The sequence below is a fragment of the Sedimentitalea sediminis genome (assembly GCF_042687825.1).
Lineage (GTDB): Bacteria > Pseudomonadota > Alphaproteobacteria > Rhodobacterales > Rhodobacteraceae > Sedimentitalea.
Genome location: NZ_JBHUQE010000002.1, coordinates 24017 through 39989, shown reverse-complemented (window position 1 = coordinate 39989; position 15973 = coordinate 24017). Strand labels below are relative to the sequence as shown.

General features: G+C 65.2%; 14 protein-coding genes and 1 CRISPR repeat array (1 of these 15 only partly in view). All 14 genes read right to left on the bottom strand.

The features are described from left to right. Positions 1-132: direct repeats of the CRISPR family, unit length 29 nt; unit sequence CGGTTCATCCCCGCGTGGGCGGGGAACGG; it reaches 2396 nt to the left of the window's first position. A 93-nt stretch (positions 133-225) separates the two neighbouring features. The 14 genes from cas2e to ACFMPD_RS01860 all read right to left on the bottom strand — a co-directional run bounded on the left by cas2e (position 226) and on the right by ACFMPD_RS01860 (position 15963). Next, complete coding sequence (cas2e, locus tag ACFMPD_RS01925; RefSeq protein ID WP_380991200.1) at positions 226-501, bottom strand: type I-E CRISPR-associated endoribonuclease Cas2e; 276 nt, start codon at positions 499-501, stop codon at positions 226-228. Further along, positions 498-1439: a type I-E CRISPR-associated endonuclease Cas1e gene (gene cas1e / locus ACFMPD_RS01920; RefSeq protein WP_380991197.1), complete on the bottom strand. Its 942-nt coding sequence runs from the start codon at positions 1437-1439 to the stop codon at positions 498-500. The genes cas2e and cas1e overlap by 4 nt, the downstream gene beginning before the upstream one ends. Beyond that, the gene (cas6e, locus tag ACFMPD_RS01915; RefSeq protein ID WP_380991195.1) at positions 1436-2107 is read right to left on the bottom strand and encodes a type I-E CRISPR-associated protein Cas6/Cse3/CasE; all 672 of its coding nucleotides are present in this window, start codon (positions 2105-2107) and stop codon (positions 1436-1438) included. The genes cas1e and cas6e overlap by 4 nt, the downstream gene beginning before the upstream one ends. Then, positions 2104-2790, bottom strand: coding sequence for a type I-E CRISPR-associated protein Cas5/CasD (cas5e, locus tag ACFMPD_RS01910; RefSeq protein ID WP_380991192.1), 687 nt, complete (start codon positions 2788-2790; stop codon positions 2104-2106). The genes cas6e and cas5e overlap by 4 nt, the downstream gene beginning before the upstream one ends. Beyond that, the gene (gene cas7e, locus ACFMPD_RS01905; RefSeq protein ID WP_380991189.1) at positions 2790-3854 is read right to left on the bottom strand and encodes a type I-E CRISPR-associated protein Cas7/Cse4/CasC; all 1065 of its coding nucleotides are present in this window, start codon (positions 3852-3854) and stop codon (positions 2790-2792) included. Before cas7e ends, cas5e begins: the two co-directional genes overlap by 1 nt. Continuing rightward, positions 3851-4357, bottom strand: coding sequence for a type I-E CRISPR-associated protein Cse2/CasB (gene casB, locus ACFMPD_RS01900; protein ID WP_380991186.1), 507 nt, complete (start codon positions 4355-4357; stop codon positions 3851-3853). Before casB ends, cas7e begins: the two co-directional genes overlap by 4 nt. Further along, positions 4354-5811 carry a type I-E CRISPR-associated protein Cse1/CasA gene (gene casA, locus ACFMPD_RS01895; RefSeq protein ID WP_380991183.1) on the bottom strand — a complete coding sequence of 486 codons (1458 nt, stop codon included), beginning with the start codon at positions 5809-5811 and terminating at the stop codon, positions 4354-4356. The genes casB and casA overlap by 4 nt, the downstream gene beginning before the upstream one ends. Before the next feature lie 81 nt (positions 5812-5892). After that, entirely contained in the window at positions 5893-8412 is a 2520-nt protein-coding gene (gene cas3, locus ACFMPD_RS01890) for a CRISPR-associated helicase Cas3' (protein WP_380991180.1), read from the bottom strand. Positions 8413-8515: 103 nt separating this feature from the next. Further along, the gene (locus tag ACFMPD_RS01885) at positions 8516-8788 is read right to left on the bottom strand and encodes a hypothetical protein (RefSeq protein ID WP_380991177.1); all 273 of its coding nucleotides are present in this window, start codon (positions 8786-8788) and stop codon (positions 8516-8518) included. A 288-nt stretch (positions 8789-9076) separates the two neighbouring features. Further along, positions 9077-10360: an NnrS family protein gene (locus tag ACFMPD_RS01880; protein WP_380991175.1), complete on the bottom strand. Its 1284-nt coding sequence runs from the start codon at positions 10358-10360 to the stop codon at positions 9077-9079. A gap of 167 nt (positions 10361-10527) precedes the next feature. Then, the gene (locus ACFMPD_RS01875) at positions 10528-13656 is read right to left on the bottom strand and encodes an efflux RND transporter permease subunit (protein ID WP_380991172.1); all 3129 of its coding nucleotides are present in this window, start codon (positions 13654-13656) and stop codon (positions 10528-10530) included. Next, complete coding sequence (locus ACFMPD_RS01870; protein WP_380991170.1) at positions 13653-15011, bottom strand: efflux RND transporter periplasmic adaptor subunit; 1359 nt, start codon at positions 15009-15011, stop codon at positions 13653-13655. The genes ACFMPD_RS01875 and ACFMPD_RS01870 overlap by 4 nt, the downstream gene beginning before the upstream one ends. Beyond that, the gene (locus ACFMPD_RS01865; protein WP_380991167.1) at positions 15008-15613 is read right to left on the bottom strand and encodes a TetR/AcrR family transcriptional regulator; all 606 of its coding nucleotides are present in this window, start codon (positions 15611-15613) and stop codon (positions 15008-15010) included. Before ACFMPD_RS01865 ends, ACFMPD_RS01870 begins: the two co-directional genes overlap by 4 nt. Next, on the bottom strand, positions 15610-15963 hold the full coding sequence (locus tag ACFMPD_RS01860; protein WP_380991164.1) for a hypothetical protein: 354 nt from the start codon (positions 15961-15963) through the stop codon (positions 15610-15612). Before ACFMPD_RS01860 ends, ACFMPD_RS01865 begins: the two co-directional genes overlap by 4 nt. Between the last annotated feature and the right edge of the window lie 10 nt (positions 15964-15973).

Genomic DNA, 15973 nt, shown 5'->3' with positions numbered 1-15973 from the left:
CGGGGAACGGCAGGCTGACCCATTGACCCAGTTATAGGCCGCCGGTTCATCCCCGCGTGGGCGGGGAACGGCGCCGAACGCCCTGTGACATGCACGGCAGCCACGGTTCATCCCCGCGTGGGCGGGGAACGGTCTTTGTGGAACCCATTGATCCACCGAATTTTTCGCAATGTCAAAGAACGTACCAGCGCAACGACGCTGATCAGAAACAGGTCGGCAGAGCCTTCAGTTCCGGAATGCCACGAGCTTGAGGCCATCGAAATCGACGGGCATGCGCCGGTTGCGCCCGGCTGTCTGGAATTCATAGCCCTGATCGGTCGGCGCTTTCCAGACCATGATCGCATCCCCCTGATCGAGACCGCCCAGGACCTGCTGCCAGATCATCTGTCGCGTTCGGGCGGAATAGTCGCCGACATAGACGCCGGCCCGCAGCTCGACCAGCCATGCCGCCAACCGGCCGCGCAGCCTGGGCGGCGCGTTGGAAACCACGACGACCATCATGTGCGGTGTCCCCCGTCATCGGATTTCGGCTCTTCGAATGCCACCGGCATCGCTTCGGGCGGGGGATCGGGGCGCGGCACTGCGCCGGCGGACAGCACCTCTTCGATCGTGGGGATGATCCGGTTCAGCAACCCGGTCTTTCGGAACACATCGCGGCAGGCCAGACGAACCGCCCGATCCGGCGACATGTCGAGTTTGCCCCTGGCCGCCTGGCCGGCGATGCGAAACGCTTCGGGCACCACGATCTCGAGCTTGTAGAGGTCGGCGATATCATAGACGAAGGATCGCGGCTTGCCGCTGTGCAGAAAGCCGATCGCCGGGGCATAGCCAGCGGCCAATACCGCCGCTTCGCTGAGACCGTGCAGACATGCTGTGGCGGCGGAAAGGCAACGATTGGGAACGTCGCCGGCCTCCCAGTCGCTGGGATCATAGGCACGGCGGCGCCAATCCACGCCATGCTGGCGCGCGAGCAGGGCGTAAGTCTCGCGCACGCGCACGCCTTCGATGCCGCGCAACTGATCGATCGAGCGGCGCGAAGGGGCCGCCTCGCCAAAGCGCAACTCGAACATCTTGCGCACGACGCGGAGCCGGGCGGCATCGTCCAGCGCAATGGCGGCCTGCCAGAGCAGCCGATCGGACCGCGCCCCGCCCGGCTGTCCGGCCGAGTAGAGCCGCACGCCGCCCTCGCCCACCCAGGTGATCAGCGTGCCGACACGCGCGGCCAGCGCCACTGCGGCATGGCTGATCCGGGCACCGGGTTCCAGCATGATCCCGGCCAGCCCGCCGACCGGAATCTGGGTGCGCGTGCCATCGGCATTGACCGCGACGAAAGCGCCATCGATCACGTCCAGTTGGGCACGTTCGACAAAGACCAGCGAGGCGCGATCCTTGAGAGGGATGGGTTTTGGCGGCTTCAGGCCGGGCGGCCCGCTGCTCATCCGGCGCGCCGGATCAGCATGAGACCGCAGCCAAACGCCTTGGCCCGGCCGAAGCCTTGCACAAGGCGCGTGAGAAAACGGTCAGCGTCGGTGATTTCCAACTGCCCCCGGATGTCGAGGATGCCGAAACGCGGCGCGCCTTTGCGCGGACCGCGATATTCGGGGAGCGTTTCGGTGGCATAGCTTTCGACTGTACATTCCTGCAGCCGAAAGCCTGCATCCTGTCCCTGTCGCGCAAGCCAGGCGGCACCCTCGCGCTGCGCAGCCTCCCCGCGCGCTTCGGCCCGCTCATCCTTCGGCAGAGCGTGCAGTGCATCCATCACCACATCGACCCGCCCTGCCCCCTTGCGGCTGCGGGTTGCATTGGCGCGCAGGCAAAAGGCCAATTGGTCGCCGGGTGCGAGCTGCGGGTCAAAGGGCTTGACATCGGGGTGCCGGAACAGGTCCAGGGCCTTCGGCGGGCGCGCCGACAGCGTCAGGAAGATGCCCCGCCCCTCCTCGCGCCAGAGGAAATCGCGCTGGCGGCCGGGATGATCGGCAAAGGCAGTCCAAATCAGCCGGTGATGGGCGCCGCGCCGGGCGCCGGCCTCATCCGGCGAGATGAGACGCGACAGCGCCCGGGTCGAGGGGTTGGAGGCGATTTCCAGGCGGGACAGATACAGGCTCATGATGCCCCCTCCGAAGGGGCGATATCGACCCGGTCGATGGCGACGGATCGCGGGGCGAAATGCCATTTGAGACGGTCAAGCGGCAGATCATGGACAACCTCGCCCGTGGCGGCATCGCGCACCAGACGGTGCGCCCGCGCGTATTTGCGCCAGGCCGGCAGGTTGAGATGCTGCAAAGCGTCCTGCGGCGTGTGCGCCTCGATCACCTGCGCCCCCGGCGGTGCCGCCAGCGGGCAGGCCTTGCGTCCGAGATAGAGGGTGAAGGCCGGCCGGCGCAGCGCATCGCGCAAAGGTTCAAGTGGCGCGTCGTCATCGGACCACAACGCGATGCCGTATAGCGGGGTGCAGCGGTAGTCGCGCAACGTGATCGCGGTGTTGCTGCGCAGCCCCGCGGCGATCAGCGCCTCGGGGCGCGAATTCGGTGCCTTAACGGCCGCCGAAGGAATGGTCTGATAGGTGTGATAGTCGCGCAAAGCCTGCCCTTCGTCAAAGATCGCGACCGCGAGCGACAGCCTGTCCAGCCGCGAGAAATCGCCGCCGCGACGGATGCCGCAGGCCGCGCCGAGCAGACCGAGGATGGCCGACCGGCCCGGCCACAACAGCGTGCCACGCCGTTCATGACCCGCCAGTTCGCCCATCGACCCGAGCGCGGCGGTCAGCGTAAAGATCAGATATGGGCGCATTACAGCCCCCGGATCGTGTCACCGACGAAGGCCACGATATCGGCAAGCGTCCCGCCTTGGCCAACCTGCATCAGCCGGTGCTCCGCACAGCTCGGCCCGTAGGCCGCGTCCAGGTCGGCGCGCGTCTTGTGCAGCGCCTCCACCGAGGTTTCAAACCAGGGTTGTCCATGCACCGGCGCGAAAAACGCCCCCGACAGGTCACGCGGAGTCTGCGGGCCGACCTCGGCCAGCAGATATTCGGTGTGAGGATGATGGGCAAAACTGTTCTGCTTGCCGCGTGGCGTGGCCAGCGCGAGGGCCTGCGTCAGCGCCTCGCCGCCCTTGGCGGCCAGTTCCTTGTCGCCGGCAAGATTTTCGATCAGCAGATCGGCGTTCACGCAGACATATTGATAATAGATACCCGAGCCAAACCCGGTTTCGCCCAGATGGCCAGCGCCGGTTTCTTCCTTCTTGTTGAGGTCGTCGACCGCAGAATACCAGTCTTCCTGGATCTGTGCGGCATGCGTGGTAAAGGCATGGGCGACCTGTACCGCGGCTTCGCGGTTATAGTCGGCATTGTCCGCCAGCATCCGCCCGAACATGGCGATATCCACCGCGCCATCGGCCCGGCGCAGGATCAGCTTGGTCAGCGCCTTCTTGTCGGGAAGCGCCTCGCCTGCCGCGGCCTTGTCGGCAAGCTCTTCGGCAAAGGCCCACTCCTCGGGCGAGATGAAGGCCAGCGTTGTGGCATGGCGACGCCGTTCCCCTTTGGCCGGAGCGTCAAGCTTGCCAAAGACACCCGCGACCTGCTCGGCAATCTCGGCGGCCGTTGCCTCTGCCTGACCCGCAGCGATCAGGCGGTCCAGCAGATGATCGTGCAGCCGCTTGGTGCGGATGCCCCTGTTGCCGCCCAGGTCTAGCGCAAAAAAGGCGCTTTCCCGCAACGCGCGCTTGACCGATTGCGAAGACATGCGCAACCGCGGGCTGCCGCCGATCATCGCCTGCTTTGGGCGACCCTGATCGTCGCGGTTGGGATTGGACAGACCATAACGGGTCAGGCTGTGAAACTGGATGAATGTGGTCATTTCTGGCTCTCTTTGAAATTGTTTGCGGGCGCCTCGGCGCCGAAATATTCGAAACACCATCGCTGGCGGACAGGTGCGTCCCAAAACAGCAGGTCCGCCCCCAGCGACGCGACATTGCATTTGCGGTCGGGCACCATGCGGATCGCGCGTCGCATCAGGCCTTCGAACTCGTCGCCCTCGGCCCGCAAGAGCCGCTGAAACCGCAATTCGGACACCAGCGGATCGCCACCGCCGATACGACGCGCCAGCGTTCTGCCCCCATGGGCGCGCACCTCGGACAAAAGGCGAACAGTTGCAACAAAGCGTTGCAGCCGTTCGCTGCCGGCACCAATGCCCAGTTGTCCGGCGAAATCGATAACCGCGCGCTCGGCCAGCACTTCGACGCGGCCGGCTCTGCGCAACCTGGCCGCCAGCGCCCTGTTCCCGGCAATGTCGCGATTGCCGATCCTGCTGGACCACCAGCCCAGAACAATGCCGCCGACACTCTGCTTTTCTTCGCTCATGCCGCTTTTCCCTTCTTGCCGGTCGGACGATCGAAACCCAGGGCATCGAACATCTGACCGCCGAATTTTCCGTAGCCCCGAAAACTGGATTGAAGATTGCGATGCGCGTTGACGATTGCGCCAATTTCGCGCGTCGGCCGGCGGTCCAACCCGTCAAATGCCAGCGCCCCGAAACGCCGCAAGGCCACGTCACGAAGATGATCAAGCCATTCCGCGCGTTGGTCGCCTTTCGCCGCAAGCGACTGCACCTGGCGCAGAAAGGCGGGCTCGGCATCAAGGTAAAAGGCTTCGCGCTCGGCCTCGCGGCTTTCACCTTCGGCCAGCACCGGAGCCAGCGCCGCGCGCAGGGCGACCCCCGCAGCCTCGGCTGCCTCGATCATTCCGATCACCCGCAATTCAGCGTCGAGGGACAGATCGACCAGCGGCTGTTCAGACCAGATGAAATCGCGCGGCTTCATGTTGTCCATGGACCACCCTGCGACCAGCACCGCCTGGCCGCCCCGCTGCTGACCGTCCCTCAGACAACGCGCCAATTCGGTCAAGGTGTCCTTTTCGCCATTGACGATCACGCCGACCCAGTTGCGAAAGCCGAAATGCCCGGCGCGCGGATGTTTCGGCAGCCAGCTCTGTCCGGCCTTCTGCCGGTAATGTGGACTGAGCGGGTGCTTCCAAAGCGCATAATTCGTGCCCCAGGGTTTCTGGATTACCCCTGTGATCGCGCCCTCCTTTTCGATCAGCCGCAACCGGCGCGGCATGCCAAGGAAAGCTTCGGTCGAAAAGACACGCCCCTCTGGCGGGTGCACCTCCTGTTTCTTGTCGGAAACGCAAGTGGGGCGCATCCATGGCAGTTCCTCGATCCTGCCAGGTTTTCCCTCGGGCACGTTGGCCCAGACCAGCGACCAGAGGTCCTGCTGCGGATCGGCAAGCGTCACCATCGGTCCGCCGCCGCGCATCGAGGTGCGGTTGCCTGCGCCACCCGACGGCGCATGGGCCTGAAAGGTGAACAGCGCCATGGCAGCGGTGGCAACGTCGAGCGACGGATAGCGTCCGCGATGCACCATTAGGTCGGCATTGTTCCGCGCGGTATTGCCGCCGGCACTGTCAACGAACAACATGTCCACGGGGGCGGGTGTTCCGTCCAGCGGCTCCAGGTCCTGCAAGAAACGCGGACCATCGCCCAGCAGATCAAAGGCCGGTGCAAAAGGCCCAAGCTTTTCGCGCAACCGCACCGGATCGCCGTCGCGGCGGGCATCCCAATCCTCGATATCGACGGGCGGATCGGCCAGATAGACCAGCCCGATCAGCAATTCGAGACAGCCCAGGTTGAGATCGGCGCGTGGCCAGTCGGGGCGCAGGATATCGGCCTCGGCCATCTGCCACGGCGCGATAATCCGACGCGATCCATCATTGCAAAGCACTGGAATCCATGCGGATTCGATGAGATTTAGGGGCATGAAAAGCCTTAATTCAATAATTCATGCCATGTGACAAGCAAACGCAATAATTGTAAACGGCAAAAATTTGCAATTTGACGGTTATTGCCGCCTGAATTGAAGGCCCCGCCGCTGGCCGTAATGCAACCCGTCACAAATCCGCCCGTCCCGTTCCACCGGGCACAGACGCATCTCGCGGCGTTTCCAGTCGGGCCAGTCCGCCGTGACGCTCTGGATCTCTGGCGCCTGCTGATCCGGCAGCGGCAAAGCGTCAAGCAGGGATCGCCGGGCGGAGACCTCCGAAAGCGCCCATTCTTCAAGACTATTGCCGCGCGACCAGGGGTGCAGTTTCCCGCCCTCAGAACGGGCCAGGACCAGTATCCGCTGTGGCTCGCCCAGCCGGGTCGGATAATCGGTGTCGTCATCGCCGCGCCCCGCAACCCGATAACCGGATGCAAAATCGACGATATTTTGCGCGGCGTGCCCCCTTTCCGCGGCCCGCTTGCCGAAATCTTCAAACTCGGCGGTCTGCAATGTTTCGGGCAGGTCTATTGCTTCTGCCCCATGCACAGCCTCGATCAACGCCCGCAGTCCCGACGGTGCAACGATCCGGTTGGCGTCAAACAGCACGCGCGCGGTGCGCCAAGTCTCGCTGACGGGATAGACATAGGCGCCGCGATCCAGCGTGCCGTGCAGCCAACGCGCATCTTCGACGTGCCCGGGGTCCGGAGACAACACATAAAGCACGGGAGCCTTGACGGGTCGCACCGCGGCGGGCCGGTGATCCATATGCCGCCAGAGCCGCCCTGCCCGCTGGATCAGCGAAGCCATCGGTGCGAGGTCGCTGACCATCACGTCAAAATCCAGATCCAGCGAGGATTCCAGTACTTGCGTGCCGACCAGGATCCGACCCGCACGATCGCCACCGTCCTTGCCAAACCGCATGCGCATCTCGGCTTCGACGTGCTTGCGGTCGCACAGCGCCATGCGGGCATGCAACAGATCCGCATCGATCCCGGCATCGCGCAGAGCCTCAACCGCGGCAATCGCATCATCCACGGCGTTGCGCACCCAGACACATGCCGCCCCAGCGCGGGCTGCCTCTGCTAGCAGCCGTACCGCCTCTTTCTGCTGTGCAAGGCGCACGACCTCGACCGCGCCACGCGCGCCAGTCTGCTGCGGCAGATCGACGGCTGTGGCTCCACCGGCGATGGTGAGTGCCGGATAGGCCGGGTCATCGGCTGTGCCGTCATAGGTGTCCAACAGTCGCGCGCGCTGGTCCAGCGGCAGGGTGGCCGTGAGCAGAATGGCCGATCCCCCCTGCGCCCGATGCAGTTTCAGCAGGGCCTCAAGCTCGGCGGCCATGTAGGGCACGCCCATCTGGTGGACCTCGTCAATAATCAAAATCTTCGAAGACAGCCCCCAGACGCGCAAGGCCTGAAACCGGACCGGTAGCGTCGCCAGCAGCGCCTGATCCACGGTTCCCACACCGACATCCGCCAACAGGGCCCGGCGTGGAGAACTGCGCAACCAGTCCGAACAGGTCGCGGCATCGGGGCTGGACGCGCCATGCGGCCGAAGATCTGCGAAGTCCGGCAGGGACGCAAAATCCTGCGAAAGCCGCGCCCGTCCATGCGCCAGCGTCAATGTCGGGTTCTCCTGAAACAATCGTCCCATGACTTCGACCGAGCGCGCGAACATCGCATCCGCCGTGGCCATGGTCGGCAGCGCGAAGTAAAGTCCGCGCCCCTTGCCGGCAAGCAGCATTCGCTGCGCAAGCAACAGCGCGGCTTCGGTCTTGCCAGAGCCCGTTTCATCCTCGATCACCGCCAGCATCGGACCGTCGGTCAGGGGCATGTCCATGGCTTTTTTCTGCATCGGCCGCAGGGAAAAATCGTAGAGGTCCACATCCCGGGTCAGGACCCCGCCCAACCCGGCCTCGGCCACCGCCCGTTCGGCCCGGTCCCGTGCAAGGTCGCGGTAGCCAGCGAGCGAAAGATCCGGAAAACGCGGCGGGAACCAATCGATATTCGAGCCAATCCAGTCCGCTACGGTGCAAAGTCCCGACAGCCACCAACTCAACTGCTGCGCTTCTGCCAGCGATATCTCGCCAAGCGAGGCGTCCGGCCAAAGTGCGCAAAACGCTTTGACATGGCGCCTTGCGTCGTCTTGCCCACCGCCTATGTCACAAATCGCCCTGTGCAAGTCCGGTGCCGGGCGGCGGCCGGTCGGCAGAGGGCCAAGGGCCAACTCGGAAGGTGTTCCGTGATGCCCCGCGACTGCAGCATACAGCACTTGGCGTGGTCGCGGCGTACTGCCCAATTGCGCACCAAGCAGATCGTCATTCAGGTAATACAGCGCTTCGCTCAGTTTCCAGTGTCGGGACTTCTGCCGAGTTCCGTGTTCGAGCATGTTGCGGAAATCGTCGCTGACCTTTCCCAGATCATGGAGCGCGACCAACAGAACAAGGGCGTCGCGAAAGGCTGCAAGGCCCGCATGGGGCCGCAGCAGAACCTCTGCAACCGCAGCCACATCCAGCATATGATACGCACAGCAGGTGGCGATACCGTCAGTATTCTGCGGGCTTTTGGCTGGCCAGCTGCCGAATTCATTTATGTCCATCCGACGCCACTCCCCGTCCGTTCAACCCCAATGCTCTGGTCCGCTGGTCGCGCAATTTCGCGCGCCCGAACTAAATAGCAGCACGCGGACAAGAATGTCGGGATCAATCTGCCAGGCTCTGCCCCTTTGGAGTGAATTGTTTGAAGCCGAAGTTTTCCGCGAAGCTTCCAGGGTTGGGCGAGAAACGGAGCCGCATGAATGCACCGAAACCCACGGAAACACTGAGGGCTTCATCCTGAAACAGGGCGCGCAAGGGACACCGGCTGCGGAGGTCTGTCGCAAGACCGAAATCAATAGGGCGACCGTTTTTTACTGGAGAAAGAGAGTTGTGGCGGTGTTCTGCCTGATGAGATGCATTGTCTGCCGGTAGGCTCAATCGCATCGAGGCCGAATTCCGCGGTTGCATGTGCCGGCTCGCGTTATGGCATTTTCGGTGCCGTTGGGTGGGGGTATCCACCGCGCCAGTTCACTTTCTTTGTGGTACACTTTCATCGTAACCCATTGATCACTTGGCGTCTCATGTGACTGACTATGGGGCACCATCAATCATATTTCATTGCGGTTTCGGCGGTTTCCGCGAATCCCCTACCTCGATTGCGAGCGGGCGCCTCGGACCGTGGTGCGAACCGCGGCCGGGACTGCGACGGTGCACGACGGCGAGTCCCTACCGGCGCCCTGCATGCTTTGAGCTTGGCGGCGCAGTCCGCGCGGTGGAAGTTGCGGGATGGCTGATGTCCTGTGGATGTTTCTTGCCGCTCAGGACCGGACGTCTGACTGGGCCTGCCAGCCCGGCAAGAAAACCCGGTAGAAACAGCCCCCATCCGGCGCACCAGATGACTCCGGCAAGGCCGGTCAGCGCGGCGGAGTGATCCGCAAACAGCGGCACGGCCAGACGAACCCAGGTGGCCGACCACAGCAGCAGAAAACCGGCGCGAAACCCCGAGCGGGCGCGCAGATCGCCCCCGCCGCGATGCGCCGCCGCGCGGGCGGCAAAGGCCATGATCAGGCCGGACATGGCCCCGATGGTGATGGCGTGAACCGCATCGGCCGCCGGGTAACTGCCGGGAAACAGCCGGGCCCATCCCGACAGCGCCAGCCCCGCAGGCAGCCAGCAAAACCCCAGATGCAGCGCCGCCAGCAACGGGTTGGTCATGGTCCGACGGATCGGCCAGCGGCGCATCTGCCAAACCAGCAGGATCGCGGCACATCCCTCGGCGATGCCCGCTGCAGCCTGCCACCCGGCAAAGGCAAAACCGGCCGCAAGCGACACTGCCGCGATTGCCGGTTGCCCGGACGCCGGACCCGGGGCGTTCGACCCCGTCGCTTGGCCGGTGCGCAACAGCCAGTTTCGCGCAAAGGCCGGGATGGCACGGCTGCCGACGAGCACCATCAGGATCACCGGGATCATCGGAGCCACCGCCAACAGGCGCGCACCGATCGCCGGTTCCCGATTAGCCAGATTGCCCAGGATCAGCCCATCCAGCGCGCCCATCAATAAGAGGATCAGGCAGAACCCCAGTTTCCGACAGGCCCCCGCCGCAACGAGCTGATACCCGATGATCCCACCGAGGCCGAAAAAATACCCCGCATTCGCCGCAATCAGCAGCACCTGTGGCAGATGCTCGGCCAGGGCCGTTGTTGCCCTGGCCAGAACCCAGATCGCGGTCAGGGCCATCAACGGCGCGTGGTTCAGCGGTGGAGCCCCGGTCCAGCTGGGCAAGGCCGTCAGCAGGTAGCCGCCGACAGCAGCACCGCCAAAGCCGAATATAAGTTCATGCGCGTGCCACAGGGACAAGGGATCAAGGGCCGGTGCAGGGACGCCCAGCCGCACCCCCAGGGGCCACCATGCGACCGCCATCAGGGCGCACAGGACCGACGCCAGAAACAGAGGTTTGTGCGGTGCGTCCCAACAGAATGCCAGGACGCGGAGGCGTGGAGGTTGTCTCATTCCGCTGACTTTGTTGGTATCGCACTGCGACGGGGCGTGCCGCCGGAATACTGGAAACAGCCCGCGTACAGATTGACAAAAGTCAAACCGGCCCCGTGTCCGACCATCCGGCCTTGCGGCCACTGCGAGCAGAGCTCGTCTCACCTGCCCCAATCCAAAGCAACAGCTTACGGCGCCGGATCCGCTGCAGCGCCGGGCTGATCAGACCGTCTCTCGGACAACGTGCTGACGCCCAGATCGTCCAGAATGGCATAGACCGCGGGCAGCACGAACAGCACGACCAGGCTCGCGGTCAACAGACCAAAGACCAGGCTGGTCACCAGCGGGATCAGGATTTGCGCCTGCAGGTTGGTTTCCGTCAGGATCGGCAGCAGCCCGGCGGTGGTCGTCGTCGTGGTCAGAAAGATCGCCCGGAAACGCGCCCGCGCCGCCAGCGCCGCCGCGGCGGCGACGTTGGGCATCGCCTGATGTTCGCGTTTGACGAAATCCACCAGCAGGATCGAGTTGTTGACCACCACGCCGGCCAGCGCGACAAATCCCAGCATGCTGGGCATCGAGAAATCCAGACCCATGGCCATATGGCCAAAGATCGCCCCGGCCAGCGCAAACGGAATGACCAGCATGACGACGATCGGTTCGACATAGGACCGAAACAGAAAGCTGAGCAGCAGGAACACGCCGATCAGCCCGATCGCAAAGCCCTTCATCATCGATTTCTGGGTCTTGCCGGCCTCGGCGCGCTGGCCTTCGATATCCAGAGACAGGCCCGGATGCCGCGTCAGCAGGTCGGGCACGAACCGGGCCAGCGTGTCGCCGACAATGGCGTTGGCATTGGCGACCCGGGTGTCGATCGTGCCCTGAACCGTAACCGTGCGCCGGCCGTCTTCGCGGTTGATGCGGCTGACGCCACGCCCCACGCGGATATCGGCGATCATGTCGATGGGCACATGGGCGCCGTCTGCCCGGGTGATGCGGAAATCGTCAAAGCCGGCAAACCCTGTGCGATCCGGGCCGGCCACCTGCGCGGTGACCTCGACGGTACGCCCGTCCACCTGCAATTCGCTGATCGTGGCGCCAAAATAGGCGGCGCGCAGCTGGTCGGCCACCATGGCCGCGGTGATGCCCATCGGTCCGGCGGCATCCGTCAGGGTGATCTGCAGTTCGCGCTTTCCGGGGCGCAGGTCATCCAGAACCGAAGTCACCCCCTGATAGCGCCAGATCCAGTCCTGCAGTTCCATCGCGGCGGATTTCAGTTGTTGCAGATCGTCCCCCCGCAGGCGCATGTCGATCGCGACACCGGCGGGGCCGATCCGGCTTTCGGCGAATTTCAGGCTGATCACGTCCGGCACCCGGCCGACATTGTTGCGCCAGTCCTGCATGATCGCATCCGGGCGCAGGGTCCGCCGATCCGAGGCCAGAAGATCGACGCTGACGGTCGCCACATGCGCGCCGTTCTCAAATGCATCGCTGTTGACCCCGTAAAACACCGTGACATGGCGCACCAGCGCCGCCCCGCCGGGTTGTTGCGGCGACAGCGATGCGTTGGTGCGGTCCAGCCCGTCCACCAGCCGGTCCACGACCTGCTGCGTGCGCGCCAGCGGCGTTCCCTGCGGCAACAGCACCCGCGCCACGATGGTGTCGCCGTCCAGTTCGGGAAAAGCGGTGAACTTGAGAAAACCGCCGGCGATCATGCTGACCGAGATCAGAAGCCCGGCGAGGCTCAGTCCCGCCACGCCATAGCGCCAGCGGATGCTGCGATCGACCAGCGGGCCGACCAGCCGGTCGCGCGCAGCGGCCAGGCCGGTCTCGACCCGGGCGCGCAGCCCGGTCTCGGAGCGCGGCGCCTGCAGACTGTGGATCAGGTGATGCGGCAGGATCAGAAACGCCTCGATCAGCGATACGGACAGCACGAACAGCATGACCACCGGCACTACCCGCAGAACCGCCCCCAGATCGCCGGACAGAACGGCCAGCGAGCCGAAGATCATCGCCGTGGTACCGAACGAGGCCAGCACGTTGGGAAAGACCTGCCGCGCGCCGCGGACGGCGGCCTCGATCGCGCTGTGACCCTTTTCGCGCAGCCGGGCGATGTTCTCGGCGATGACGATGGCATCGTCCATCAGCAATCCGATCACGATCAGCAGACCCAGGGTGGTCATGAGGTTCAGCGAATAGCCCACCAGCCCCATCAGCGCCACGCCGCCCATGAACGAGACCGGCAACCCCATTGCCACCCAAAAGGAAAAGCGGAATCCGAAGAACAGCCACAGCACCAGAAAGACCAGCGCCAGCCCTTGGGCGCCGTTGCTGACCACCAGGCTGAGACGGTCGCGCACCACCGAGGCACCGTCCGCCGTCAGGGTCATCGTCACCCCCGGCGGTGCCTGCGCCCGTTCGGCGGCCAGAAAGGCGGTCAGCGCGTCGATGATCCGCAGGCTGTCCTCGGCCCGGGTCTTTGAGATGTCCAGCATCGCCGCCAACCGGCCGTCAAACCAGATGCTGTCCTCTTCCAGATCGAACCGCCGGGTGATGTCGGCGATGTCGCCCAGCCGGACCTGTCCGCCCTCTGGCGAGGCACGCACGATCAGCCCGGCCAGTTCGCGCGGGCTGCGGCGTTCCTCGACGATCCGGATCAGCAGGCTTTCGGTGGTCGAATCCAGAGTGCCCGCCGGCAGATCCAGGCTGGCCTGTCCGACCACGCGCGCCACATCGGCGACGGACACCCCGAATTGCCGCAAGGCCGCCGGGCGCAGTTCGATCTGCAGTTCCAGCGTTGAAAAGCCCCGGATGTCGACCTTTGGAATGCCGCCCCAGTGCAGCATCCGGGTACGGACAATGTCGGCATAGGCTTCAAGATCGGGGCGCGATTGCGGCCCGGTGATCGCCACCGAAGCGACGAATTCGGTCAGGCCCAGCGGTTTCACCCGGGCCATCTCGGCCCGGTCGGGAAAGTCGTCAATGGCGTCGATCTCGGATTTCACTTCGGCAACAAAGGCCTGAAAATCGCTGCCCTCGCGCATCCGCACGACCGAGCGCGCCGATCCTTCGCGCGCTTCGCAACTGTGCCGCTCCAGATCCGTGACCGCATCCAGCGCGTTTTCGATACGCAGGCAGATCGTGCTTTCCACATCCTCGGGACGCGCGCCCGGATAGGGCACCGTGATTTCCAGCTCGTTGGGGGCGGCGCGTGGAAAGGTCTCGCGCAACAGCGACGGGCCGACGAACAGCCCGGACAGCAGAAACAGCACCATCAACAGGTTGGCGACGGTGGGATGGCCGGCGAAATAGCGGATCATGGCGCCGGTTCCCCGGCGATCAGACGGTCGATCAGCCCCGGGTCGGGGGTCGTCTGCAACAGCATGCCCGGCAGGATCGGTCCGGGATCGCTGACCACGACCTGCCGGCCCTGCAGGTCGGGTGCCGGGATCACCGCGATGCCGTCCTGCACCAGCAGCGGCGTCACCGGCACCAGTTCCAGCCGGCTATCGGCGCCGACCACCAGCGCCTGGCCATCGCGCAGCGCGCTGCGCGGGATGACGGTGCCGGACACGGCGCCAGTCGTCAGCACCACCTCGACGAACATGCCCTTGGCCAGCGGCGGACGGTCGCCGGGCCGGGCGATAGCATAGGCATCGTCAACCTGCACGATCACCCCCAGCGTGCCGGTCCTGGGGTCCAGCGTATCGCTGATCCGGTCGACCCTGGCGGGCCAGCGCACGGTTTCCGGCCCCAGCGACAGGCGCACCTCGGCCGACAGGTTCGATTGCCGCAGCACCCGCGTCAGCATCGACGGATCCGGCAGGATCCCCGCCGTATCGGACCGGGTCAGGTGCATCAGGGTGCGAAAGGCCGGCAGCGGCACCTGGGCTGCGATCTCGGCGGTCTCGACCCCGTCCAGCACCGCGGCCGTATAGCCGGCGCGCACATATTCCCCGGTCTCGACCGGGGCGGCCGCAACCCGCGCCGCAAAGGGCAGCGTCAGTTCGGTGCGGGCCAGATTCAACGCCGCGGTTTCCAGATTGGCGCGGTAGACGGCGATCTGCTCGCGCTGGACCTGACGCTGTGTCGGGATCAGCGAGAGCGAACTTTTGATGGTCAGAACCTTTTGCCGCTGCGCCAGGGTCGCGCTCTGGACCGTGTCCAGCGTGCTCTGCGAAGCGGTGCCGCCCTGAAACAGCGACTCGACCCGTTCGCGTTCCTTTTCCTTCAGCGCCAGCGCCTCGGTTTCGATGGCGAGTGCCGCGCGCTGGTTTTCTTCGGACACCGCCAATTCCGCCAGTTTCGCCTCGGCAGCCCGGATATTGGCGCGAGCCTGGGCGATCGCCAGGTTGAAATCGGCCGGCGACAGCCGCATCAGCACCGACCCGGCGGGCAGGATCGCGCCCTTGCGCAGATCGGGATTGACATAGTCCACGGTGCCGCCGACCTGCGCGATGGCCTCGTAGACATGCGCCGGCTCGACCAGACCGAAACCGGTGACACGCGGCGCCACCGCCCGGGATTGCGCCTCGATCACCCGCACCGCGGTGGCGCGTTCGCTCGGGGGCGTCTGCACCGGCGGCGGGCGCGACGCGATGACATAGGCCAGAAAACCCGCCCCCATGGTCGCCAGCGGCAAGGTCACCAGCGCCAGTTTGAATCCAATCTTCATGGGCGCTCTCCATGGCGGGTGAAAGTCGACAATTGCAGGTCCAGCAAACGGTCGGCATCCTTAAGCAGCACCTCGGGATTGCGCGATATCAGCAGCCGCAGCACCAGGCTCTGCACCACCCCCATAACCAGCAGGGCGATGTCGCGGGCATCGATTTCGGCGCGAAACCAGCCCTCGGACTGGGCCGCGCGCACCGCCGCCAGCAGCGCGTCGAAAAAGCCCTCCATCCGGTTGCGGATGCCCGAGCGCACCAGGCTCTGCGCGCCATCCCCGGGGGGCGCGACCATAATCGCCGGCATGGCCGGGGTGGCATGCACCAGGCGCAGATGCCCCAAAACCAGCCCGCGCAGGCGCGCGACCGGACAGGCATGGCGGGTCTCGCGGGCGATATTGCCGGTAATCTCCGCGCAGAGATGCTCGGTGATCGACAGCCACAGATCCTCTTTGCGCGGAAAATGCTTGTAGATCGCCGGCTGGGTCAGACCCAGGCGGTCCGCGACCATACCGGTCGTCACCCGGTCGGGACCAACCTCGAAGGCCAGCGCCAGCGTGGCGGCCCGTATGTCGTCCTTGCGGTCTGCGGCGGGTTTTCGCTGGCTCATGAGCGGCGGTACCCCAGCGCCAGCGCGATGGCAGCCCAGAACCCGGTCCGCAGGATCAAAGCGCCGACGGTGCGCATCTCAAAGGCCGCCCCGCGCAGCACCTGAACGGCAAAGATCAGCGCCACTCCGGCCGTCAACAGCGCGATCCACCGGCTCAGCGGCAAGGTCCATCCGCGACCCAACCACAGACCCAGAGCGGCGGCCAGATACAGCGTCCCCGCCAGGAAATTGAACCAGACGACAAAGGGCATATAGTTGCCCGCCCGCGCCTGCACCGCCTCGGGGCCGAAAAGAACCCCGCCGCCCGAGACCAGCGTAGCCAGCCCAAACACCGCCGCCAGTACCGCCACCGGCCGCGCC

Bases quoted from the DNA above. Each gene is read 5' to 3' on its own strand.
- casA (WP_380991183.1), bottom strand. From the start codon at position 5,811: ATGCCCCTAAATCTCATCGAATCCGCATGGATTCCAGTGCTTTGCAAT.
- cas6e (WP_380991195.1), bottom strand. From the start codon at position 2,107: ATGAGCCTGTATCTGTCCCGCCTGGAAATCGCCTCCAACCCCTCGACC.
- ACFMPD_RS01875 (WP_380991172.1), bottom strand. From the start codon at position 13,656: ATGATCCGCTATTTCGCCGGCCATCCCACCGTCGCCAACCTGTTGATG.
- ACFMPD_RS01865 (WP_380991167.1), bottom strand. From the start codon at position 15,613: ATGAGCCAGCGAAAACCCGCCGCAGACCGCAAGGACGACATACGGGCC.
- cas1e (WP_380991197.1), bottom strand. From the start codon at position 1,439: ATGAGCAGCGGGCCGCCCGGCCTGAAGCCGCCAAAACCCATCCCTCTC.
- cas2e (WP_380991200.1), bottom strand. From the start codon at position 501: ATGATGGTCGTCGTGGTTTCCAACGCGCCGCCCAGGCTGCGCGGCCGG.
- ACFMPD_RS01870 (WP_380991170.1), bottom strand. From the start codon at position 15,011: ATGAAGATTGGATTCAAACTGGCGCTGGTGACCTTGCCGCTGGCGACC.
- cas5e (WP_380991192.1), bottom strand. From the start codon at position 2,790: ATGCGCCCATATCTGATCTTTACGCTGACCGCCGCGCTCGGGTCGATG.
- ACFMPD_RS01880 (WP_380991175.1), bottom strand. From the start codon at position 10,360: ATGAGACAACCTCCACGCCTCCGCGTCCTGGCATTCTGTTGGGACGCA.
- casB (WP_380991186.1), bottom strand. From the start codon at position 4,357: ATGAGCGAAGAAAAGCAGAGTGTCGGCGGCATTGTTCTGGGCTGGTGG.
- cas7e (WP_380991189.1), bottom strand. From the start codon at position 3,854: ATGACCACATTCATCCAGTTTCACAGCCTGACCCGTTATGGTCTGTCC.
- cas3 (WP_380991180.1), bottom strand. From the start codon at position 8,412: ATGGACATAAATGAATTCGGCAGCTGGCCAGCCAAAAGCCCGCAGAAT.